Here is a 21166-nt window from a genome sequence, read left to right on the forward strand (position 1 = left end):
GAGAAAAAAGATGGAATTACCGGTTGCATTTTGTGATGAGATGAAACGAATTTTGGGGGATGAGTACGAGGATTATCTGAAATCCATGGAAGGTACAAGAAAATTTGGGCTCCGTGTAAATACAGCGAAGATTTCTGTAGAGGATTTTTTGAAAATTTCTCCGTTTGAATTAACACCAATTCCGTATGTTAAAAACGGTTTTTATTATGATGGGGAGAAAGAACAGCCAGCGAAACATCCGTATTATTTTGCGGGATTATATTATTTGCAGGATCCAAGTGCGATGACGCCGGCTTCGCGTCTGCCGATTGAGGAAAATGATGTGGTACTTGATTTGTGTGCGGCACCGGGCGGAAAAGCGACGGAGTTAGCAGCAAAACTTCATGGCACCGGGCTTTTGATTGCCAACGATATCAGCAGCAAGCGCGCAAAAGCATTGTTGAAAAACATTGAATTGTTTGGCGTGGAAAATAGCTTTATTGTGACAGAATATCCAAAGAAACTGGCAGAGTATTTTACCGGTTTTTTCGATAAAATTTTGATTGATGCGCCGTGTTCAGGCGAGGGAATGTTCCGCAAGGAGCCGTCTATGGTAAAGGCATGGGAGCAGAATGGTCCTGAATTTTATGCCACGTTACAGGAAGATATTTTGAAACAGGCGCTTCCGATGCTAAAACCGGGCGGCATGCTTTTGTATTCTACCTGTACATTTTCACCGTTGGAAGATGAGGGGACGGTGCAAAAAATACTTTCTATGAACCCGGATATGGAGATTCTCCCGATGGAGAGTTATGAGGGATTTGCGTCTGGAAAACCAGAATTGATCGGTAGTACAGAGGAATCTATACGAAACTGTGTCCGCATTTTTCCGCACCGTGTCGATGGCGAGGGGCATTTTCTGGCACTGTTTCGAAAAAAGGAGACGGCGGATGAGCCGGTTGTGTCCTGTGAGCAGACAAGAAGCGGTCTGCGGGGAGAGGAAAAGGAATTGTGGGAGGCGTTTGGTGAGAATCTGAACCGGACGTTTCTGCCTGAGCGTATGGAAAGCAAAAACGGAATGGTTTACTATATGCCAAAGGAACTTCCGAAGATGCGTGGACTTCGTTTTTTGCGCAGCGGGCTATTTGTCGGTGAGATGAAGAAAAAGAGGTTTGAGCCGAGTCAGTCGTTAGCGATGGCACTGCGGGCGAAGGACTATAAGAATTGTCTGCGTTTGTCTGTAAACGATGAGCGGGTGGTTCGCTATTTAAAGGGCGAAACACTGGTGTTGACGGATGAGGAAGCTGCTGCAAAGGATGGCTGGCAGCTTGTGTGTGTAGAAGATTATCCGCTTGGCTGGGGCAAAAAGAATAAGCATAATTTAAAAAATAAATACCACAGCGGATGGCGCATGGTATAAAAGAGCAAGCGAAAAGGACCACATAAGCGGTCCTTTTCTGGGGAATAGAGAACTAAACTATATATAGGCGATCATTGGCAGAGCCAATGATTAGGGCAAATTTAGGCGCGGCGCTTCGGTCGCGCCGTCTTTGGTGCATTGCACGTTTAACAAAAAACGTAGGAAAAAATAAAAAGCGACCCACAAAATGTGAATCGCCTTTGATTACAATGTCATAATACACCTTATCAGGATTTCTGTCAACTTATTTTTTACCGTTTTCCGTTCGGTGATAGATTTGATAGGCAAACAGGGCAATAGCAAATGTAAACACGGTTGCGATGACAAACAGCGTCATCGAACTTTTATAGATGTCAATGTTTCGCAAGTAAATCGGTACATATCCTGCAACGTGGAGAACAATAGCAATAACCGTCCACTGTTTTTCTCCGGTTGAAATGGCATATTCAACAAGGATGGCAATGGCAGCATACAATACAAGCGAAAGAATCACGTAAGTAGCATCCATAAAAAAGGAAGAAGAAGGCGTTGCTGCCTGTTCGGTAAATAACTTCTGGGTCTGAGCGAGTTCCTCTCCTTTTAATGCCAGTTTTTTGAAATATTCCGTTGAGCCGATGGAGTTAATCAGTAATGCTGCAATAATGTTTGTGATGTAAACGGTAGCACCATTTAAGATGCTTTCAAAACCGCCCATACCAACTCCGAAAATCAGCGCATTTTCCTTGCCCGGACGTTTTTTCATTGCATACTTCAATCCGATAAATGCTCCGATGGTTGAAAGAATACCAAGGGAGAAAGCTCCGAACAGTGCCGAGTAGACCGGATGGTTTTTTGCACTGAAAAAGGATAAAAGCCCCGGAATTGAAAAAATCAAAACATTAACAATTGTAGCGGCAACGTAGGAAAAGAGCAGGCAAAATGCAGCCCCAATAAAAAATGCTCCTGGTCTTACGCCTTTTTTTCGTTTCTGATACCATACAAATAAAATCGGCAGCAGGATGCAAAGCAGTGAACAAAAAATATTTGCCTGAACAAATCCCGCTGAAAAAACAATCTGATTCATAATAATCTCACTTTCTTTGGTGGTTATGTTGCTATTCAAGATGGTTTGCACTGCATATTAGTCATGAATAGCTGCGACTGTAGTACATTGTAACTAATAATGAGATGGTGCGTCAAGTGTTCGTTGGTGTTTTTTTAGTTTCCGGTAAATGAATTAAGAAAAGTTTGTATCCACTCTTCACAAATCTTTTCTTAATTCATTTACCGGAAACTAAAAAGATACGAGCACTTGACGCTTACCAGCAAAAAGAGATGCATCGAAACCGCACACCCATTTGCGCAGAGTCATTCGCTGGCAAGATGGTGGGGGCTCGTGTCAAATGTTCGCTGTCAGTTCCTTTGGATTCCAGTAATTCCGGAGAAAAACTTTGTGACTCGTGGGTTTGAGTACGTCGGTATGTGGCACTGGTAGTTTCAGTGCCCATACCGCTACGCACTCAACGAGCGAGAGTGCCCACGAGACGCAAAGCTTTTCTCCGGAATTACGGAAAACAAAAAAGTGCCAACGAATACTTGACACGAGCCCTACCACCTTGCCAATGTCTCCATTCTATTGTAAAATAAAAGAGGAATATTCATGGCAGGAGGGATTTACGATGAATCTTTATGAAAGACTCGTGTGGACGGCAAAAGAAAACCGATATCCGATGCATATGCCCGGGCACAAGCGGGCAGGTCTTTTCACGATGGCAAATCCCTATGCATTTGATGTGACAGAAATTGATGGCACAGATAATCTTCATCAGCCGGAGGGGGAAATCCTTTGGGAGATGGAGCAGATGAAACAAAAGTATGGAACGAAAGATTCTTATCTTTTGGTAAATGGCAGCACGTGTGGCATCTTAGCAGCGATTTCTGCCTGCTGTCATCCGGGCGATACGATTGTGATTGCCAGAAACTGCCACCGTTCGGTGTACCATGCCGTGGAACTTTTGTCGTTGAAGCCGGTTTATGTATATCCGGAAGTAGATAAAGAGACGGGAATCTGCCTTGGGATTTCTTCGGAGGAAGTGAAGCGTGTCATAGCAGATACGAAACCTGCCTGTGTCGTATTGACCTCGCCGACGTATGAGGGCGTTGTGTCAAATATTCGGGCGATTGCAGAGATTGTCCATGAGGAAAATTCGCTGCTTGTAGTGGATGAGGCGCATGGTGCACATTTTGCATGGAGTGACAAATTTCCGGAGACTGCGATGGAGCAGGGGGCGGATCTTGTGATTGAGAGTCTGCACAAGACGTTGCCGGCATTGACCCAGACGGCGGTTTTGCACCGGGCGAGTGACCGTATTATGGCAGAGCGCGTGGAACATTATTTGGAAATCTTTGAGACGAGCAGCCCTTCTTATGTGCTGATGGGCAGTATCAGCCAGTGTATGCAGTGGATGCGGAAATATGCCGATACTTGGTTTGAGGCTTATTTTACGAACCTTATTTGGTTTCGTGAGCATGCAGAAAAATGGAAGGAATTACGTCTTTGGGAAAATCCAAGAAAGGAACCATCAAAACTTGTTGTTCTGACCGGGGAAAAATGTTCTGGCACAGAGGCAGCAAAATGGCTGCGGGAAGAATTTCAAATTGAAGTGGAAATGGCGGCTGCAGGGTATATTCTTGCGATGACAAGCCTCGCGGATTCGAGGGATGGTTTTGTCCGTCTTATGGATGCCCTTACTAAAATTGATGAAAGACTGCAAAAAATTTCTTTTTCCAAAGAGAAAAAAACAAATTATAGCGAGTCGGTTTTAACCTGCCCGGAAGTGGAAATGCTGCCGGTGCAGGCGGTAAATGCACTGGAGGAGACAAAGTCTGTGAATGAGGCAGAGGGATTTGTTTCGGCGGAATATGGGATGGTGTATCCACCGGGAATTCCGTTTTTAGTGCCGGGAGAAAAGATTACAAAAACGGTTTTAGATAAGATAGAAAATGCAAAAAAAGCAGGACTTCATTTGTTTGGATTTGCGGATGCAGGCGGACAGACCGTGCAGGTTGTGAAAGAAGAAAAGAAAAGGTAAAGAGAGGATTCTACCATGGGCAGATTGTTTGTATTTATGGGGAAAAGTGCATCGGGAAAAGATACGCTTTACGGGGAACTGTTGGCGCGTTACCCGGAGATTCATGCAGTGATTCCCTATACGACCAGACCGATACGGGAGGGCGAAACGGATGGTGGAGCGTATTATTTTGTCTCCGAAGATAAAATGCGCAGAATGGAAAAAGAGAACCGGATTGTGGAATCAAGGTGTTATCAGACCGTCCATGGACCGTGGTATTATTTCACGGCGGAAGATGGACAGATTGACTGGGACAAAGGCGATTTTGTGCTAATTTCGACGCTGGAAGGTTTTGAGAAAATTTCCCGGTTTTATGGTGCCGATAAGGTTGTTCCGCTTTATATCGAGGTGGATGACATGACCCGGATTGAGCGCTCGCTGAAAAGGGAAAAAGAGCAGAAAAATCCATGCGTTTCCGAGGTATGCCGCCGCTTTTTGGCAGATGAAAAAGATTTTTCCGAAGAAAATCTCAAGCGCTTAAAAATTACGGACAAAATCGTAAATGATTCCGTTGAAAATGCACTGAGAGAGATTGTTCTGCGGATAAAAAGTGGTAGATAAATCATGTGAAACGTGGTATTATAAATCGAGAAAGAGGTGATATTTTGGATATTCGAGTGGACAACATGCAGCAGGTAAATGCGACGACACAGACGCAGCAGGCGCAGCAAAGTGGAGAAGATTTTAAATTTACACTGATGAGTTCGATTGAAGAAGCCGGTCTTTCCGAGCGGTTATCGGTTATGATGCAGGAAATTACGATGCAGGGAGAAAAGCTTGGCAAGCATATGGATGTCCGGGATATGAAGCATTACCGCCGCCTCATTCAGGAATTTATGAATGAGATAGTAAATCGTTCGCATAAATTCAGCCGTGAAAATTTCTTGGACCGCCGGGGCAGACACCGTGTGTATGGCATGATTAAGCGTGTGAATGTGGTGTTGGATGAACTGGCGGGAGAGTTGATTAAAGAAGAAAAAGATACCCTTGCGATTTTGAGTAAAGTCGATGAAATCAGAGGGTTATTACTGGATATTATTACGTGATAAAAGAAGGGAGAAACGATGTTTTCATTTTCAGAGATTGTAGGTCATGAACAGATAAAGGAACATATGCAGGCAGCGATTCGTGATAAGAAACCGTTTCACGCATATTTGTTCCAAGGCGAGGAAGGTGTTGGTAAAGAAGCGCTGGCGAGGACGTTTGCCGCTGGTTTGCAGTGTCAGAGTGAGTCGGCAGATAAACCGTGCAAGGAATGTGTATCCTGCCGCCAGATGGAGTCCGGAAATCAGCCGGATGTTATCTGGGTAACAAGAGAGAAGGCGAGCCTTGGCGTGGATGAAATCCGCGAGCAGCTTTGCAATACGATGGATATTAAGCCGTTTTCGAGTCCGTATAAAATTTACCTCGTGCCGGAGGCGGAAAAAATGACAGAGGCGGCACAGAATGCGCTGTTAAAAACAATTGAGGAACCGCCGGAATATGGTATTGTCATTTTGATGACAAGTAACATTTCTGCGTTGCTGCCGACGATTCAGTCGCGCTGTCTTACGATGGAGTTTCGTCCGCTCAGCACTGCCGTTGTGGAATCGTATGTCAAAGAACATTGTCAGGTGCCGGATTATCAGGCGAGAGCGAGTGCGGCATTTGCACAGGGAAATCTGGGGAAAGCGATGCGGTATGCCAAATCGGAAGATTTCATTGAGAGAAAAGACCATATTATTTCTCTGCTGCGGCATGTGGAGCAGATGGATTTGTCTGAGATGTTAGCGGTAATTAAAGATTTGGGAACACGCAAGGATGAAGTGCGTGATTATATTGATTTAATGGTGCTATGGTACCGGGATGTGCTTTTGTTTAAGGCGACAAAGGACATTAACCAGTTATTGTTCCAGGATGAGGCGTCTTACATTTCCCGTGAGGCAAGCCACCGCAGTTATGAGAAAATTGAGGAAATATTGCAGGCGTTTGAAAAGGCAAAAGTCCGTCTGCGCGCAAATGTAAATTTTGATATTACGATGGAACTTATGCTTCTTACTTTGAAATAGAGATACGGAGGTTATTATGAAGATTATTATTGGTGTTAGTTTTCGACAAGCGGGAAAAGTATATTTTTTTGATCCGGGCGATGAACAGATTGAGCGCGGGGAGCACGTAATTGTTGAGACGGCAAAAGGAGTTGAATACGGAACGGTTGTTGTGCCAAACCGTGAGATGGCAGAGGAGAAAATTGTGGCACCGTTGAAAAAGATTATTCGTGTGGCAACGCCGAAAGATGAAGATATCGAGTTAAAGAATCGTGAAAAAGAAAAAGATGCATATAAAATCTGTATTGAAAAAATAGCAAAACACAGATTGGAAATGAAGTTGATTGCGGCTGAGTATACATTTGATAACAATAAATTATTGTTTTATTTTACAGCGGATGGACGAATTGATTTCCGCGAGCTGGTAAAAGATTTGGCAAGCGTATTCCGCACTCGAATTGAACTTAGACAGATTGGTGTGCGTGATGAAACAAAAATCTGCGGTGGAATTGGAATCTGCGGAAGAACTTTGTGCTGTCACAGTTATTTATCCGAGTTTGCGCCGGTTTCGATTAAAATGGCAAAGGAACAGAACCTTTCTCTGAATCCGACGAAAATATCCGGTGTCTGCGGACGTCTGATGTGTTGCTTGAAAAATGAGGAAGAGGCTTATGAGGAATTAAACAGTCGTCTGCCACACATTGGAAGTCGTGTGAAAACGGCGGAAGGTTTGGATGCGGAAGTACAGAGCGTAAGTGTCTTAAAGCAACTTGTGAAGGTTATTGTTTTTTTGGATGACGGCGAGAAAGAGGTGCGTGAGTACCGTGTGGATGAGTTGAAATTTCGTCCGAACAAGTCGAAAAACAGAATTAAAGATAAACATGATAAAGAGTTGAAGAAGTTAGAGGCAATGGAGAAAAAGGAAGGAAAATCGAAGCTGAATGAGTAATCAAAAAGACCCAAAGGATTTTCTTTGCGATGGCGAGCGGCTGGATGATTTGCAGCGGGATGGAATGTACATTATTCAGAATCCGAAGTGGTTCTGCTTTGGCATGGATGCTGTCCTTTTATCCGCATACGCAAAGGTAAAGGAAGGGGAAAAATGTTTGGACCTTGGCTGTGGAAACGGCATTATTCCGCTACTGCTTTCCGGACGTACCAAGGGAAGCTCCTTTACCGGGCTGGAACTGCAAAAAGATATTGCCGAAATGGCGAAACGCAGTGTGGCGTATAACGAAAAAGAAGATAAAGTGCATATTGTGCAGGGTGATATCAGGGAAGCCACTTCAATTTTTGAAGCTGCTTCCTTTGACGTTGTTACGAGTAATCCGCCGTATTTGAATCAATCCAATGGTCGTGTCAGCGAGGCGTCACACAAGGCGATTGCCAGACATGAACTTTTCTGCACATTTGAAGACGTGGTAAAAGCCGCGGCGAAGCTTTTGCGTCCCGGCGGGCGTTTTTATCTGGTACACAGACCGTTTCGCTTAGCGGAAATTATTTCCTGTATGGTGCAGTACAAATTGGAGCCAAAACGGATGAGACTGGTTTATCCGTATGTTGATAAAGAACCAAATATGGTTTTAATAGAGGGAGTTCGAGGAGGAAATCGTCAATTGACAGTTGAAAAACCGTTAATTGTATACGAAGATACGAATCAATACACAGAGGAAGTGAGGCGGATGTATTATGATTAGAGAAGATAAAACGGGAATGTTATATTTGTGTGCTACGCCGATTGGCAATCTGGAGGATGTTACACTTCGTGTTCTCCGCATTTTAAAGGAAGCCGATGTGGTGGCGGCTGAAGATACCAGACAAAGCATCAAGCTTTTAAATCATTATGAAATCAAGACCCCGCTTGTCAGCTACCATGAGCATAATAAATATGAAAAGACGCCGGTTTTAGTACAGCGCATGTTGAAAGGTGAGACGATTGCGCTTGTTACGGATGCCGGTACGCCGGCAATTTCAGACCCTGGTGAGGATTTGGTTAGGGCGTGCTATGAAGCGGGAATCCCGGTTACATCTCTTCCTGGGCCGGCAGCGGTAATTACAGCGCTGACCTTGTCGGGTATGCCAGCCCGCCGGTTTACTTTTGAAGGATTTCTGTCGGTGGATAAAAAGGAAAGAAAAGAAGTGTTAGACCGTCTTGAAAGGACGACCTGCACAACGATTTTTTATGAAGCGCCGCATCGACTCAAAAAGACACTAGCATTATTTTGTGAGATTCTAGGTGAAAACCACCGGATTGCCATCTGCAAGGAACTGACCAAAAAACATGAGACGGTGCTTCATTTTACTTTAGGTGAGGCTGTGGCGTATTATGAAGCGAACGAGCCAAAAGGTGAGTTTGTGCTTGTACTGGAAGGGAAAAGTGCAGAAGATATGAACCGCGCCAAACAGGAGAAGTGGCAGGAAATGCCGCTGCCCAAACATATGAAAATCTATGAAGATAAAGGGCTTAGCCGCAAGGAAGCGATGAAGGCAGTGGCGAAAGACCGAGGCGTATCCAAACGGGAGATATATGCGAAATTACTCGAAGATGAGTAGGGGGCGAAATTTACTGGGTGAGGTTGCCATAAGTTGACCGGGTTTTGAAAAATTGCAAATCCGGTCAACCATTTTATAGACATAAGGTGACTGAAATTCCATTTTGTGTTAAATAGGTCAACCAAATAGTCTTAAACGAATGACCGTATTTGCAATTATGTGAATTAAGGCCAACAAATACATTTCAAAAGTTGACTCAATTTAGAAAAAAACAAATATAAGTCAACGAAAGAGTAAAATTTTGTTGACCGTGGGAGAAGTTTTTCTAAATCAAGTCAACATGATAGTTATTATGTAAGAAATCTATTTTCCCATCACGGCTTTAATTCTTCTAACATCAGCGGAGGAGGGTTATCAACTAAAATTTCATCTTCTTCTGAAACAGGTCAGCAATAATCTGAGCCGTCTCGCTCATCCCCAAATATCGGATTTGATGCATAAGTCATAATTTTTGGCATTGCCCCAGTCAGTTTTAGTAAAATGTCTGCAGTGAATTACTCCGTCATGGTGGAGCAGATAATCCGGTATTTTGGGCTGGCTGGGTGTTAATCCGGTATCTTTGACACTTGATACAAGAGCTTTTTGAAACATCAGGTGTTCGGACATCAAAAGGTAGTGAGGTGTTTTTTTTTCATAATAACCTCCATAATTAGAAATCTAATCGAATGTGCACCATGAAAAACAAAAAGTCAATGGGAATTATTTTGAAAACGGAAACTTTCATTGTTGCCCGGACGCAAGTGTGGTATAGTTATGCTCAAAGAGAGGTGTGAAAAATATGGCATCAAGTAAAGATTATTTAGGAGGACTCACAACATGTTATACATTATGCGCCACGGAAAAACCGATTGGAATGCATTGCACAAACTTCAGGGAAGAACGGATATCCCATTAAATGAAGAAGGAAGATTAATGGCATCCAAAGCACACGAGGAATATAAGTCGTTGAATATCGATGTATGTTACTGTTCTCCGCTGATTCGGGCAGTGGAGACGGCGCAGATTGTGCTGAAAAACAGGGGAATTCCAATTATAACAGATGAACGGCTGGTAGAGATGAGCTTTGGTGATTATGAGGGAATTGAAAATAGTTTTAAAATTCCGGATTGTCCAATTAACCTTATCTTTCACAAACCGCAGGAATACATAGAATCAATCGGTGGGGCGGAAACCTTTGCAGAGCTTTTTGCGAGAACAGGTTCATTTCTGAAGGAAGTAATAGAACCTCAATTGCAGGAAGGAAAGGATGTTCTTATTGTGGGACATGGCGCGATGAATTCCAGTATTATATGTCAGGTTAAGAATAAGCCAATCGAGGAGTTTTGGAGTGCGGGGCTTGAACAGTGTAAGATTTTACAATTGTAAATTGAGAGGAACCGGGGAGAAGGAATTAAAAGTTGACAATGCGGTTAGTCTATGCTAACTTTGAGCTGACAGAAAAGAGTGGGATTATCATTCGAATAAGATACTGGAGGAAGAGCAATGAAAAAGTTATTTTTTGAAACCGAAAAAGATGGTTTTTATGGAACTTATTATGTAAATCCCAAAGGTTCAGACTGTGCGGTTATTGGATTGTTTGGAGATGACCCCAATGATTATATGGCGAAGTGCGGGGCAAAATGGCTTCATAAAAATGGTGTCAATGTTCTTTGTATGTCGCCGGGAAAGAAAAATTACAGCCATGTAAATTTTCCACTCGAACGTATTGAGACGGCAATCCAGTGGCTGAAAAATAATGGAAATCAAAAAATCGGAATTATGGGAATGAGTACAGCGGGTATGGATGCTCTTGTTGCAGCTTCTTTATTTTCAGATATTACGCTGACATTTGCTCTTACGCCTAGTGATTTTGTATGGCAGGGATTTGAGCAGGGAGAAAAGGATGGATGCAAGGAATGGCCGATTCCGGGAGCGTCCACTCTTTCCTGGAAGGGAGAGCCTCTTGCCTATATGCCGTTTATATATGAGCATCCGGTATATTGGCAGAAAATTCAGGAAGAAACAAAAGGTTCCGGTGATATTGAACGCAGCACCTGCCTGTTTATTGACTCTGAAAATGCAAGAGAACATACCGAAGAGGAAATGATTCCGGTTGAGAATATAAAGGGCAGACTGTTTCTTGTAGGAGCCGAGGATGATTCCTTCTGGGAGACAGGAAAATACATCCGCCGTATGGATGAACGGTTAAAAGAGCGCCCGCATACCTGTGAGTATGTGCCGCTCGTGTATGAACACGGAACTCACTTTGTACTGCCGGGATCTTTGCTTCGCAAGGCTTTGCCGGTGGGACTTAAATTTGTGATGCGATTTATTTTCAAAGCGGCAAAAGAATATCCAAATGAGTGTGAAAAAACGCGAAAAGATATTGACAGAAGACTTTCTTCTGCCCTAAAAGAGTGGCGGGAAGAGTAGATTATGAAACTTTTGCAGGAGATATTTGCAGTTAGTTGACCTGATTTGTCAAAAGCATAAATCCAGTCAACCACTTTATAGACAAAAGTTGACTTAATTAGAGAAAAAGTAGAAAAAAGTCAAATGGAAGCCGAATTTTGGTTGACCGTTGTTGTAATTTTTATAAAACAGGTCAACGCAGCGTTTCCATTTCTTTTTTTATCATACGACGGTGCAGCCAAATCACATAATACATAAAAAAAGACGCCCGAAGTCTGGGAAAACTTCGGGCAAACACTAAAGGGATATATGATTAAATTAAACCAGCAAGCTTTGATAATTCGCGGATTGATTCTTTGGAAACTAATTTTCCTTTGTACTCAATCAAATCCTCTTCAGAACCAGTAAAGATATCCTGTTTCTGTCTTTCACATTTTCTTAAAATAATTTTGTCATCTTCAGTATATATTTCCAATAATTCGCGGTCTTTAAATCCTAAAGACTTGCGAAGTTCTTTTGGCAGAGTAATACGTCCGACTGCATCTAATTGTCTTGCAATACCTGTTTCAATCATAGGTTTACTCCTTTGAAAACTTTTTTTAACGTATTCAACTATAGTACGTTTTTGACATTTTGTCAAGGAATTCGACGATTAAAAGAGTATAAAAAAATAATGAAAAAGAATAGACCTTTTTTATGACACACGGATGCATATAATAATAAGAAAAGGATGCTTTATTTTTTGTCCTAAAAGTGATAAAATGAAAATAATTAATCCGTGAAAGGAGTGTATTTCATGAAAAAAAGTAAAAGGGGATTATGGATTCTTGGATTTTTGTGTGTGATGGTTTCGGGGATTGTGCTGTCAAACAGCAAAAGCCGGGCAAAAATAGTTATCTATCCGACTGTTGCAAGTGGGGAACAAGTTAAGGAAAGTAATAATTGTGTGATTGACTATTCCAACACGGCAGACGGTTATGTGATGGTGAAATTTAAGAAGGCGCTGGGACCTACGCTGAAATGCGTCGTTACGACTGGGGGACAGGCGCTGAATGATGGTTACAAATATACACTTTCCGTGAATAAGTATCAGGTTATTCCATTGACGGAAGGAAATACTGCCTATACGATTTATCTGCTTTATGAAGTGGGTGGTCGTTATGCGATGGAGATGACATTGAAAGTAAATGTCGAAATGACCGACCAGTTTGGGCCGTATCTGCGTCCGAACCAGTTTGTAAATTACACGAAAAGCACGAAAGTTGTGAAGAAAGCAGCCTCGATTACAAAAAATTGTAAAAACGATTTGGCAAAGGTTAAAAAGGTATACAACTATGTCATTAAAAATTATAAATATGACAAAAAACTTGCCAAGACGGTAAAGCCGGGTTATGTGCCAAATCTGAATAAGATTTATAAGAAGAAAAAAGGAATCTGTTTTGATTATGCGGCAGTAATGACTGCGATGCTGCGAAGTCAGGGAGTTCCAACAAAACTTGTTGTCGGCTATACCGGAAATGCCTATCATGCATGGATTAACGTGTATTCCAAGAAAAAAGGACGCATTTCCAAAATGATTTACTTTAACGGTAAGAAATGGAAACTGATGGACCCGACATTTGCTTCGACCAGTAAATCGAGTAAGTCCATTATGAAATACATAGGAAATGGTAGAAATTACAAAGAAAAATTGAGTTACTAATCAGGGGAGTGTGTCATGAGTAAGCAAACAGTAAGTAATGAGTATGTTTCTGCTTTTTGTCTGGAAATGTCGCTTTTACTGCATGCCGGCATTGGAATCGAAGATGGATTGTATCTTTTAATTGAGGACGAAAAGGACAAAAAAAGCAAAAAAATGCTGGAGCAGTTAGCGGATTTGGTGACGGAAGGTAAACCGTTTTCCGAAGCAGTTCGGGAGGTTGGTACGTTTCCGAAGTACGTCGGCGATATGATTGAAACCGGTGAGGAGACAGGGCGGTTGGAGCAGTCCTTTCAGGCACTGGCAGATTATTACGACAGGCAGCAGCAGTTGATGTCGCAGATTCGCAGTGCCCTTCTGTATCCGTTTATATTGATGATTTTGATGTTAGTAATTTTAGTTGTGCTGCTTGTCAAGGTGCTGCCGATTTTCAATCAGGTCTATGAGCAGCTTGGCGGTACGATGGGCGGCACGGCGAAGCTTTTACTGCGGTTTGGCGACTGGCTCGGAAGTATCATGCCGGTGTTGTGCGGTATCATATTTGTCATTGTTTTAGTGGCAGCAGTGATTGCCTGCAGCAAGAGGGCAAGAGGCTTTTTTGTGAAACTGTATAAAAAAGTTTTCGGCGGACACGGAATTGTGCGCCGGATGGGTGAAGCAAGATTTGCGTCAGCGATGGCGATGGGAATGATGAGTGGATTAAATACCGAAGATGCATTCCGTACAGCGATGCTTTTTCAGGACGTAAATCAAAAGACGAAGAAGCGTTATGAGAAATGCCTTGAGATGCTGGAAGTGGGCGAGCCAATGGCGAAGTCATTCCGAGAAAATGAAGTGTTGGAAGCGTCATTTTGCCGGATTTTAGATTTGGGTGCCAAAAGTGGTACATCTGATACGGCAATGGCAGAAATTTCACGGCGTATGGACGACAGAGTGCAGTTGGAAATTGCACGAAAAGTTGGAAAGATTGAGCCTACGATTGTCATTATTACTTCAATTCTTGTAGGAATTGTTTTGATAACCGTGATGTTACCGTTGATTCATATCATGTCTTCGATTGGATAGGATGGATGAAAATGATGAAGCAGAGAAGTTTTTTAATTATAAAAATTGTATTGCTGACAGCGGTGATTGGCGGACTGCTTTATGCGATGAACGCGGGGGCGGCAAGGCTGAATCAGGGGCAGGAGGCAGAGAGCATGAAACAACTCGAAAACTCCATTCGTAAGGCAACAATGACCTGCTATGCGACAGAAGGCGTATATCCGCCTACCCTTGAATATTTAAAGAAAAATTACGGAATCCAGATTGATGAAAGCCGTTTTACCGTCTTTTATGAAGTATTTGCCAAAAATTTGATGCCGGAAATTACAGTAATGGAAAATCAGGAGCGGGTCGATTAGCAATGAAGAGAAGCAGTCAGAGACATAGTATTGAAAATGTATTTGTTCTTGTATTGTTTGCTATCTTTGCCATGACAATTGTGGCAGTTCTAGCATTGGGAGCAAATCAATATAAAAGTTTGGTCGAGCGTGATAATAATGCATACAACAAAAGAATTATCACGTCTTATGTGTCTGCCCAGATTCGTGGTTATGACAGAGCAGATGCCGTAAAAGTGGGCGGATTTGCTTCGCCGGATGTGGATGATGAGGTAAATACGTTGCATCTTTTGGAAACAATCGATGGCATTCGGTATGATTTGAAAATTTATTATTACCAGGGTAAGGTGTATGAGTTGTTTGCTGCTGAGGAATCCGAGATGAAGCCGGAAGATGGTGTGGCGATTATGGATGCGAAAGATTTGCATTTTGAGAAAAAAGGCAGTCTCATACGAATTACATCCAAAGATAGCGAAGGACGTGAGAATGAGACAACCGTTTCTCTGCGAAGTGAAGAAAGCGGGGTGGCATTGTGAATTATGAAAGAAGCAAAGCTCCGTTAGCGCTGATGGAGCAGATTATTATGATTTTAGTGTTTGCGCTGGCGGCAGCCGTGTGTTTGCAGGCATTTGTCTATGCTAATGGATTATCTACGCGTGGTGAAAAGGAAAACATTGCGGCGGAACACGCACAGGAAGTAATTGAGATGTGTAAAACGTGCGCCGGCGACTGGCAGAAAGTAGTAGGGGAGATGCCCGGTCAGATTGAGGGAGATACTCTGGAAATTCCTTTTGAGCAGGACCATATGACGGTCCAAATGATAAAGACGGATGCAGATGAGTATTTGACAAATGCAAAAGTTACCGTTTTTGATGAAGATAAGGAAGAAATTTATCATGTTGCGGCGGCTTGGCAGAGAGGGGGCACATCATGAAAAAACGAAAGCTCTCATTCACAAGCGTTGGCGGCAGTTCGATTCTGACGATTTTTGCCGTGTTATGTTTTTTGGTATTTGCGCTTTTGTCACTGTCGACGGCAAAAGCAAACTATAACCTGGCAGAAAAATCCGTAAAAGCGGTGAGTAATTACTATGCAGCAGATACGAAAGCAGAAGAGATATATTCACAGATTCGGGCAGGTAATATGCCGGATGGTGTGAAACAGAAAGGAAATACTTATTCTTACACTTGTGCGATTGATGATAAGCAGAAACTGCTTGTTGAAATCAAAAAACAAAAAGAAAAATTTCATGTAGTAAAGTGGGAGAAGCAGTATACCGGTGAGTGGAAACCGGACGATACCATCGATGTTTGGGATGGAATGGAACAAATGCTTCCAGACTAAAGAAAGAGAGAAAAGATATGGAACGTTTAGTGGAAATATTAAGAAAAGCGGTCTCTGACGGAGCATCGGATATTTTTATTGTTGCCGGTGGTGCATTGAGTTATAAGGTGGATGGCGAAATTCGTCCAATGGAAGCTTCGGCGGAGCGTCTGATGCCGGATGACACAAAGGTGCTTTTAGATGAAATCTATGAGTGCGCCAGCCGGGAGAAAACACATTTTTTAGAAGAGGGAGATGATGATTTTTCCTTTGCCATTGAGGACTTGGCGAGATTTCGTGTCAATTCATATTTCCAACGTGGCTCACAGGCGGCGGTTATCCGTGTTGTTTCGTTCCGGATTCCGGATTACAAGGACCTGGGAATTCCGGAAGAGGTAATTGCTCTGTCGAAACTACAGCACGGCATGATTATTATTTCAGGAACGGCTGGAAGCGGGAAATCGACGACACAAGCATGTATTATCGATGCGATTAACAAAGAGCGGGAAGCACATATTATTACGCTGGAAGACCCGATTGAGTATTTGCACCGAAACCAGAAATCGTTAATCAGCCAGCGTGAAATTGCAATTGATACCGAGAATTATCTAACCGGACTTCGTGCATGTCTGCGTCAGGCGCCGGATGTCATTCTGTTAGGGGAAATGCGCGATGCGGAAACGATTCGCACGGCGATGACAGCAGCGGAAACCGGACATCTTGTTATTGCAACACTGCACACCAAGGGAGCGGTAAATACGATTGATCGAATTGTGGACTCCTTCCCGGCAGATCAGCAGGATCAGATTAAAATCCAGTTATCACTTGTGTTAGACTGCATCGTTTCCCAGCAGCTACTGCAGAGAGAAGGCGGCGGCATGATTCCTGCGGTGGAAATTATGAAAATTGTGCCGGCGATTCAGAACATGATTCGAGACAGCAAAAACTATCAGATTGATAATGTCATTCAGACGTCCGGAGAACTGGGGATGGTTTCGATGGATCAGTATATTTTGAAACTGTACCGGAAAGGCGAAATCAGCGAAGAAACCGCACTTTTATCCGCCATTAATCCGGAACAGTTAAAGAGAAAATTAAGCCGGTAATTATTTTACAGTATTTGGAAGGACGAAACGCACTACAAAGATTTCGTCCTTTGGCTCAAAGGAAATAACACCCTTTGCCTTGTCAACGATGAGGCGGGCAGACTGGGTACCGATACCCATACCGGAATGTTTTGTTGAGAAGAACCGATTCGCTTTTTGGATTGGTTCTTTTTTGCAGCTATTTTCAATCATTGCAACAATGTTGTTTTTCTGTGGCTGAATCTGGACGCGGATATACGCATTTTCCGGTGTCTGGCTTGCGGCCTCCCATGCATTTTCCAAAAGATTACCAAACAAAATCGAAAAGTCAGTGTCTGGAATCGACAGTGTTTGCGGAAGATTTGCCAGACATTCAAAAGCTACGTCGTTGTTTTTGCAGAGTGTTTGATAGTATTGTAAAATCGCATCCGCGAGCATATTACGGCATAATACGATACGTCCTTTCTGCTCCCTCTGCTCTGCGTATTGTGCCAAGTATTCCAGTGCTTTTTCGCGCTCATTATTTTGCAGATAGGTTGTGACAGTCTGCATATGGTGACGGTGGTCGTGGCGCAGGCGAATTGATTCGTCAATGCGTTCCGTAAGTTCCTGATAGTGCGCCTTCTGAATTTCAATCTGTTTTGCCAGATAATGAGTTTCTTCCTCCAACAAAAGTTTTGCGCGGTAGGTCTTCGATAAATCCTGCCACAATTCATAGCCGATAGAAATGACTAACAGAAAAGTGCCAATTTCCTGAAACCAGCCGCCGTAAATCGGTTCGTAGCCCGGATACATGCGGTCAGCAGTCAGGGAGGCGGCAAACAAAACCGTACCAATTAAGAGAATTGGTGACGTGTGTAATTTTTTCTGATACGAATAATATGCCTGAAATAAAAGCAAAAGGGCGCAGCCCGCTTTGTATAAAAACAAAAATTCAGAATATATTTTGGCAAAGTGTGTGCTGCCGTGTAAAAACAGAGTGAATACAAGCGATAAAACAACACAGCTGCCAAAGATAAGCGTTTCGTGCCGAATTAATTTCTTGGGGAGATTTAATATCGTTCCCTGCAGCAAAACCATGCATGGATACATGGCGGTTAAGCAGGCAATTTCCAGTGGATACCACGGAAAAACAGAATAACTGCCGTAAGAAAATAGAACCGGATACAAGGAGATAACAAAAAACAAACCACACAAAATAGTAAAAATCAGCGCATTTTTATGTTTTAGCCGGCAGAAAAAGAACAGTGAGCAGGCAGAAAAAAGAAAAATGGCTGCAAGCGTAATGCCAGAGATGAAAAGTCTTGTGGAAAGATATTTCTGGATGGCAGTAACTGTTCCAAAGGCCGGTGGATAGGTAATACCACTGTAAATATGCGAATAATTGGTGGCAATAATTGTGATATGAACGGTTCCGGAGGCGGTAAAAGAAATTTCTTTATTGCCAATTAAATCTTTATAATGCGTCTGGTCAGGATTTCCCTGCGAGCAGACCTTTTCCTCGTTTAGGTAGAGTGTGTAAGCGGAAAAAATTTCCGGCAGATACAAAGAATATGTCCGTGCCGTGTCTGGTAGAGACAGTGTTAAGCGGTAGGTGGCAGTGCCATTCGATGCCTCGGAAGTACTGCCAAGACTGAAATTGCCAAATGAGCCAAGGGTTAAAAAAGTGCCTCCCGTTACTTTTTTTTCATTAAAATCGGAAGGCGTATATTGTTTGCCCGGGAAAAAATTCCACTGATGGGCAAGGAAAATTACGGAATCCCCGGATAAGTCGGAATCGGAACAAAACATGACACCGCCTATTGGGTAAACCGGATTATTTTCATATTTATTGTTGTAATAGAATAGAAAATGCGCAAGTAGCAGAAAGGAGGCAAAAGGAAGAAACAAAGCAAGAAATAGTTTGATAAAGCGAGGTTTCATCTTAATGTTTCCTTTCTTTTTTGTGGTAGACAAAGCAGCCGGTCGAAATCAGAACTAACATAATGGCACCTATAATTACAAGACGAGGCACGCGGTTTCTTTTGACCGGAAGATTTTGTTTGGCAGAGCCCGGGGGCTTGTAAACGCCGGTTTTGTCAATGGTGCGCGTTTTGTTCTCCTGCTTCCAGGTAAGCCGGCTGTTTGGAATATTCGTCAACACTTTACCTGCGGCACGAACTGCAAGAGTTACCTCTTTACTGGAACCGGGAACAATACTTACCATCAGTACTTCATTATCTTTAAGATTCAGTGATAAAAGATAATTCGTCGGAATTTCAAGCGTAATATTATCATAAGTAAACGGAACATAGTTTGGATTTGATTCCGCAATCAGACGAAGTCGTTTTCCGGATAGAGAAATACGGTTTGAGCCAACCTGTTCTATTGTCTTTTTCTCGCTGGCATGGGAAGTGGTGGCACTGTCTGCCGTATCTTTTTTCATTGATGTAGTTGTATTGGTATTTGAACCGGATTTTTCTGTACTGCTTGTAATGCCGGTAATCATTCCCTCTGATTTCTGGGCAGAGGAAGAATTCTTCTTTTTTTTCGTGCGCGTTGTTTCTTTTTTGGGAATGGAAGAAACAGACGTTGTTGGAATTATAATTGCCGCTGTGGCAGTTGGTTTTGGCACGGCTGTGTGGTGTGTAGTCTGCCCGCTGTCCGGTGTCGATACCGGTGAAGTAATTTCAAACGGGTCTTCCGAGGAAAAATCGCCACCGTCACGGTCACCCTCAATTGGTTTCGAGCGAACGAGTTCACCTTTCTGCTCCAGACAAAGAATATTGGAGGTAAGATTTTCGTTGGTTAATTTTATATATAAATAGCCATCTTCCTCAAAAAAAGCAGATGATAACATGACGCCATCCGGTGTTGTATTGAAATTTTCCGAAGATGTAATTGTTGTCCATTCGGCTTTGTTTAGTTGAGATTGAGTAAGGGCGGTTTTGGATTTTACATAGGCCCCTTCTATTGTGGAAAAATCCTTAAAATGATGCACAAAACTCAGCGTTGTGTGGTGGAACGATGTAAAGGTTGAAAAAATTTCAAACTTTTCCGGGTCAGAGATACAGACCGGAATGGTATAGGTTTCCGAATAGTTCTCTGCCAGTTGGAACATTTCTTTGTTATATTGCAAAGTCATAGTCATTTCATAGATGCCTTCTTTTTGCACATCAACCGAGTGAATGTCATAAGATGGTATCAGTTCCGTGCTCTCGTTTTCATCTTCACAGACGGCGTAGAGAGGGCAATTACTGTAAGTCTGAATGGTTTCCTGAAAATGGTGAGAGCCAACCGGAAACATGAGGGGAGCAGATGCAAGATCCAGATCATAAATTTCTGTAATAACTAATTTGTCCTGTGTGGATGCCCACGCAAAAGAGACATTCCCCAAAAGTGAACTGAGAATGCCAAGAATTAGTAAATAAACAACCATTTTCAATCTGCGCATAAAAAATATCCTTTCCCGCTACTGATTCAACGAAAAATCCAAAAAAGTCTTTTTTGCCTGCGATAGATTCCGCCGGCTAATTGGTACTTCCTCTCCATTATTGAGAACGAAGTGATCTTTTTCTAATTCACTCACATGCTGTAAATTCACGATAATGCCTTTGGAACAAAGGAAAAACCGGGAATCACTAAGGAGTGGAGCGACTGTTTTTTGAAAATTAATGGCGGAAGACTGTTTTAGCACCTTTTTTTCTAAATGAACTTCTGTCTGGCGCATCACCGATGATAAATAGTACAAATCCGAATAAGGAATGTACAGCGGTGTCCGCTCTACCATAAGTGGAAGCTTCCTTGCTTCCCCACGAAATTTGCGTAAAAAGGGATTTAATGTATCTTCCAACTTGTCGTAAGTAAGTGGCTTAAGCAAATAACGAAAAGCCCCTACTTCGTATCCTTCGAGTGCATATTCGCGGCTGGACGTTAAAAAAATAATTGTGCAGTCGCAGCCTGCTTCTAATAATTTGTGTGCCGCGTCCATACCGGTAATCTCATCCATGAAAATATCGAGAAAGACAAGGTCAAAGGAATGGTGAGAAAGCCCTGCCAAAAAAAGTTCACCCGACTGAAACGGGTAAATCGTAATACTGATTCCGCTTATATCGAAATAACGTATTAGCAATTCCTGTAGTAATTGGCGGTCGCTTTCTGAGTCATCTACAATTGCGATATTCATTGCTGCCTCCTATCATTTTGCGACATTTACCT

Annotated in this window: 22 protein-coding genes; 17 read left to right on the forward strand and 5 right to left on the reverse strand. The window is 42.6% G+C overall.

Annotated elements, in window-relative coordinates; genetic code table 11:
* The first annotated feature begins 10 nt into the window (after positions 1–10).
* The gene (locus DW019_RS12645) at positions 11–1399 is read left to right on the forward strand and encodes an RsmB/NOP family class I SAM-dependent RNA methyltransferase (protein WP_118443740.1); all 1389 of its coding nucleotides are present in this window, start codon (positions 11–13) and stop codon (positions 1397–1399) included.
* A 244-nt stretch (positions 1400–1643) separates the two neighbouring features.
* Here the strand turns inward: DW019_RS12645 and DW019_RS12650 are convergent, their stop codons facing one another.
* Positions 1644–2462 (reverse strand): YhfC family glutamic-type intramembrane protease, encoded by an 819-nt coding sequence (locus tag DW019_RS12650; protein ID WP_118443742.1) that lies wholly within the window; start codon positions 2460–2462, stop codon positions 1644–1646.
* A gap of 595 nt (positions 2463–3057) precedes the next feature.
* On the opposite strand from DW019_RS12650, the gene DW019_RS12655 reads away from it, so the two are divergent.
* From DW019_RS12655 to DW019_RS12700, 9 genes are all read left to right on the forward strand, one after another.
* Complete coding sequence (locus DW019_RS12655; RefSeq protein ID WP_182431137.1) at positions 3058–4470, forward strand: aminotransferase class I/II-fold pyridoxal phosphate-dependent enzyme; 1413 nt, start codon at positions 3058–3060, stop codon at positions 4468–4470.
* Positions 4471–4485: 15 nt separating this feature from the next.
* Positions 4486–5070: a guanylate kinase gene (locus DW019_RS12660; RefSeq protein ID WP_118443746.1), complete on the forward strand. Its 585-nt coding sequence runs from the start codon at positions 4486–4488 to the stop codon at positions 5068–5070.
* 44 nt (positions 5071–5114) lie between these two features.
* Positions 5115–5555, forward strand: coding sequence for a YaaR family protein (locus tag DW019_RS12665; protein ID WP_022377676.1), 441 nt, complete (start codon positions 5115–5117; stop codon positions 5553–5555).
* 18 nt (positions 5556–5573) lie between these two features.
* The gene (holB, locus tag DW019_RS12670) at positions 5574–6557 is read left to right on the forward strand and encodes a DNA polymerase III subunit delta' (protein WP_022377675.1); all 984 of its coding nucleotides are present in this window, start codon (positions 5574–5576) and stop codon (positions 6555–6557) included.
* Between the two features lie 16 nt (positions 6558–6573).
* Positions 6574–7485 carry a stage 0 sporulation family protein gene (locus DW019_RS12675; RefSeq protein ID WP_118443748.1) on the forward strand — a complete coding sequence of 304 codons (912 nt, stop codon included), beginning with the start codon at positions 6574–6576 and terminating at the stop codon, positions 7483–7485.
* A complete protein-coding gene (locus tag DW019_RS12680) occupies positions 7478–8233 on the forward strand; it encodes a tRNA1(Val) (adenine(37)-N6)-methyltransferase (protein ID WP_118443750.1) in 756 nt (251 codons plus the stop codon). Before DW019_RS12675 ends, DW019_RS12680 begins: the two co-directional genes overlap by 8 nt.
* Positions 8226–9089, forward strand: coding sequence for a 16S rRNA (cytidine(1402)-2'-O)-methyltransferase (gene rsmI / locus DW019_RS12685; protein WP_118443752.1), 864 nt, complete (start codon positions 8226–8228; stop codon positions 9087–9089). The genes DW019_RS12680 and rsmI overlap by 8 nt, the downstream gene beginning before the upstream one ends.
* An 816-nt stretch (positions 9090–9905) precedes the next feature.
* Positions 9906–10454 (forward strand): histidine phosphatase family protein, encoded by a 549-nt coding sequence (locus DW019_RS12695; RefSeq protein ID WP_118443756.1) that lies wholly within the window; start codon positions 9906–9908, stop codon positions 10452–10454.
* Positions 10455–10571: 117 nt separating this feature from the next.
* The gene (locus DW019_RS12700; protein WP_118443758.1) at positions 10572–11501 is read left to right on the forward strand and encodes an acyl-CoA thioester hydrolase/BAAT C-terminal domain-containing protein; all 930 of its coding nucleotides are present in this window, start codon (positions 10572–10574) and stop codon (positions 11499–11501) included.
* 292 nt (positions 11502–11793) lie between these two features.
* Here the strand turns inward: DW019_RS12700 and DW019_RS12705 are convergent, their stop codons facing one another.
* A complete protein-coding gene (locus DW019_RS12705; protein WP_022377665.1) occupies positions 11794–12054 on the reverse strand; it encodes an AbrB/MazE/SpoVT family DNA-binding domain-containing protein in 261 nt (86 codons plus the stop codon).
* Between the two features lie 222 nt (positions 12055–12276).
* Here DW019_RS12705 and DW019_RS12710 point away from each other — a divergent pair, with 222 nt between their 5' ends.
* From DW019_RS12710 to DW019_RS12740, 7 genes are read left to right on the forward strand one after another with little or no spacing between them, the layout of a single operon-like run.
* Entirely contained in the window at positions 12277–13182 is a 906-nt protein-coding gene (locus DW019_RS12710; RefSeq protein WP_117478512.1) for a transglutaminase-like domain-containing protein, read from the forward strand.
* 15 nt (positions 13183–13197) lie between these two features.
* A complete protein-coding gene (locus DW019_RS12715) occupies positions 13198–14244 on the forward strand; it encodes a type II secretion system F family protein (RefSeq protein ID WP_118443760.1) in 1047 nt (348 codons plus the stop codon).
* Positions 14245–14255: 11 nt separating this feature from the next.
* Positions 14256–14582 carry a hypothetical protein gene (locus DW019_RS12720; RefSeq protein ID WP_117478510.1) on the forward strand — a complete coding sequence of 109 codons (327 nt, stop codon included), beginning with the start codon at positions 14256–14258 and terminating at the stop codon, positions 14580–14582.
* A gap of 2 nt (positions 14583–14584) precedes the next feature.
* Positions 14585–15097, forward strand: a complete 513-nt coding sequence (locus tag DW019_RS12725) for a DUF4860 domain-containing protein (RefSeq protein ID WP_022377661.1) — start codon at positions 14585–14587, stop codon at positions 15095–15097.
* The gene (locus tag DW019_RS12730; protein WP_118443762.1) at positions 15094–15495 is read left to right on the forward strand and encodes a hypothetical protein; all 402 of its coding nucleotides are present in this window, start codon (positions 15094–15096) and stop codon (positions 15493–15495) included. Before DW019_RS12725 ends, DW019_RS12730 begins: the two co-directional genes overlap by 4 nt.
* Entirely contained in the window at positions 15492–15905 is a 414-nt protein-coding gene (locus DW019_RS12735; RefSeq protein ID WP_118443764.1) for a hypothetical protein, read from the forward strand. The genes DW019_RS12730 and DW019_RS12735 overlap by 4 nt, the downstream gene beginning before the upstream one ends.
* Positions 15906–15922: 17 nt before the next feature.
* Positions 15923–16990: a PilT/PilU family type 4a pilus ATPase gene (locus tag DW019_RS12740; protein WP_117478507.1), complete on the forward strand. Its 1068-nt coding sequence runs from the start codon at positions 15923–15925 to the stop codon at positions 16988–16990.
* Here the strand turns inward: DW019_RS12740 and DW019_RS12745 are convergent, their stop codons facing one another.
* From DW019_RS12745 to DW019_RS12755, 3 genes are all read right to left on the reverse strand, one after another.
* The gene (locus tag DW019_RS12745) at positions 16991–18760 is read right to left on the reverse strand and encodes a GHKL domain-containing protein (protein WP_182431138.1); all 1770 of its coding nucleotides are present in this window, start codon (positions 18758–18760) and stop codon (positions 16991–16993) included.
* A 133-nt stretch (positions 18761–18893) separates the two neighbouring features.
* Positions 18894–20402 carry a hypothetical protein gene (locus DW019_RS12750; RefSeq protein ID WP_118443768.1) on the reverse strand — a complete coding sequence of 503 codons (1509 nt, stop codon included), beginning with the start codon at positions 20400–20402 and terminating at the stop codon, positions 18894–18896.
* A gap of 18 nt (positions 20403–20420) precedes the next feature.
* Positions 20421–21134, reverse strand: a complete 714-nt coding sequence (locus tag DW019_RS12755) for a LytTR family DNA-binding domain-containing protein (protein ID WP_117478504.1) — start codon at positions 21132–21134, stop codon at positions 20421–20423.
* Positions 21135–21166 lie beyond the last annotated feature (32 nt).

The sequence above is a fragment of the Clostridium sp. AF37-5 genome (genome assembly GCF_003477605.1).
Classification (GTDB): domain Bacteria; phylum Bacillota; class Clostridia; order Lachnospirales; family Lachnospiraceae; genus Eubacterium_F.

What these genes read in the sequence shown, in the direction of transcription:
- DW019_RS12745 (WP_182431138.1), bottom strand. Translation starts at nt 18,760, where the DNA reads ATGTTTTGTTCCGATTCCGACTTATCCGGGGATTCCGTAATTTTCCTT.
- DW019_RS12645 (WP_118443740.1), top strand. Translation starts at nt 11, where the DNA reads ATGGAATTACCGGTTGCATTTTGTGATGAGATGAAACGAATTTTGGGG.
- DW019_RS12680 (WP_118443750.1), top strand. Translation starts at nt 7,478, where the DNA reads ATGAGTAATCAAAAAGACCCAAAGGATTTTCTTTGCGATGGCGAGCGG.
- DW019_RS12695 (WP_118443756.1), top strand. Translation starts at nt 9,906, where the DNA reads ATGTTATACATTATGCGCCACGGAAAAACCGATTGGAATGCATTGCAC.
- DW019_RS12740 (WP_117478507.1), top strand. Translation starts at nt 15,923, where the DNA reads ATGGAACGTTTAGTGGAAATATTAAGAAAAGCGGTCTCTGACGGAGCA.
- DW019_RS12655 (WP_182431137.1), top strand. Translation starts at nt 3,058, where the DNA reads ATGAATCTTTATGAAAGACTCGTGTGGACGGCAAAAGAAAACCGATAT.
- DW019_RS12705 (WP_022377665.1), bottom strand. Translation starts at nt 12,054, where the DNA reads ATGATTGAAACAGGTATTGCAAGACAATTAGATGCAGTCGGACGTATT.
- DW019_RS12650 (WP_118443742.1), bottom strand. Translation starts at nt 2,462, where the DNA reads ATGAATCAGATTGTTTTTTCAGCGGGATTTGTTCAGGCAAATATTTTT.
- DW019_RS12660 (WP_118443746.1), top strand. Translation starts at nt 4,486, where the DNA reads ATGGGCAGATTGTTTGTATTTATGGGGAAAAGTGCATCGGGAAAAGAT.
- rsmI (WP_118443752.1), top strand. Translation starts at nt 8,226, where the DNA reads ATGATTAGAGAAGATAAAACGGGAATGTTATATTTGTGTGCTACGCCG.
- DW019_RS12755 (WP_117478504.1), bottom strand. Translation starts at nt 21,134, where the DNA reads ATGAATATCGCAATTGTAGATGACTCAGAAAGCGACCGCCAATTACTA.
- DW019_RS12710 (WP_117478512.1), top strand. Translation starts at nt 12,277, where the DNA reads ATGAAAAAAAGTAAAAGGGGATTATGGATTCTTGGATTTTTGTGTGTG.
- DW019_RS12725 (WP_022377661.1), top strand. Translation starts at nt 14,585, where the DNA reads ATGAAGAGAAGCAGTCAGAGACATAGTATTGAAAATGTATTTGTTCTT.
- holB (WP_022377675.1), top strand. Translation starts at nt 5,574, where the DNA reads ATGTTTTCATTTTCAGAGATTGTAGGTCATGAACAGATAAAGGAACAT.
- DW019_RS12715 (WP_118443760.1), top strand. Translation starts at nt 13,198, where the DNA reads ATGAGTAAGCAAACAGTAAGTAATGAGTATGTTTCTGCTTTTTGTCTG.
- DW019_RS12735 (WP_118443764.1), top strand. Translation starts at nt 15,492, where the DNA reads ATGAAAAAACGAAAGCTCTCATTCACAAGCGTTGGCGGCAGTTCGATT.
- DW019_RS12700 (WP_118443758.1), top strand. Translation starts at nt 10,572, where the DNA reads ATGAAAAAGTTATTTTTTGAAACCGAAAAAGATGGTTTTTATGGAACT.
- DW019_RS12720 (WP_117478510.1), top strand. Translation starts at nt 14,256, where the DNA reads ATGATGAAGCAGAGAAGTTTTTTAATTATAAAAATTGTATTGCTGACA.
- DW019_RS12750 (WP_118443768.1), bottom strand. Translation starts at nt 20,402, where the DNA reads ATGCGCAGATTGAAAATGGTTGTTTATTTACTAATTCTTGGCATTCTC.
- DW019_RS12675 (WP_118443748.1), top strand. Translation starts at nt 6,574, where the DNA reads ATGAAGATTATTATTGGTGTTAGTTTTCGACAAGCGGGAAAAGTATAT.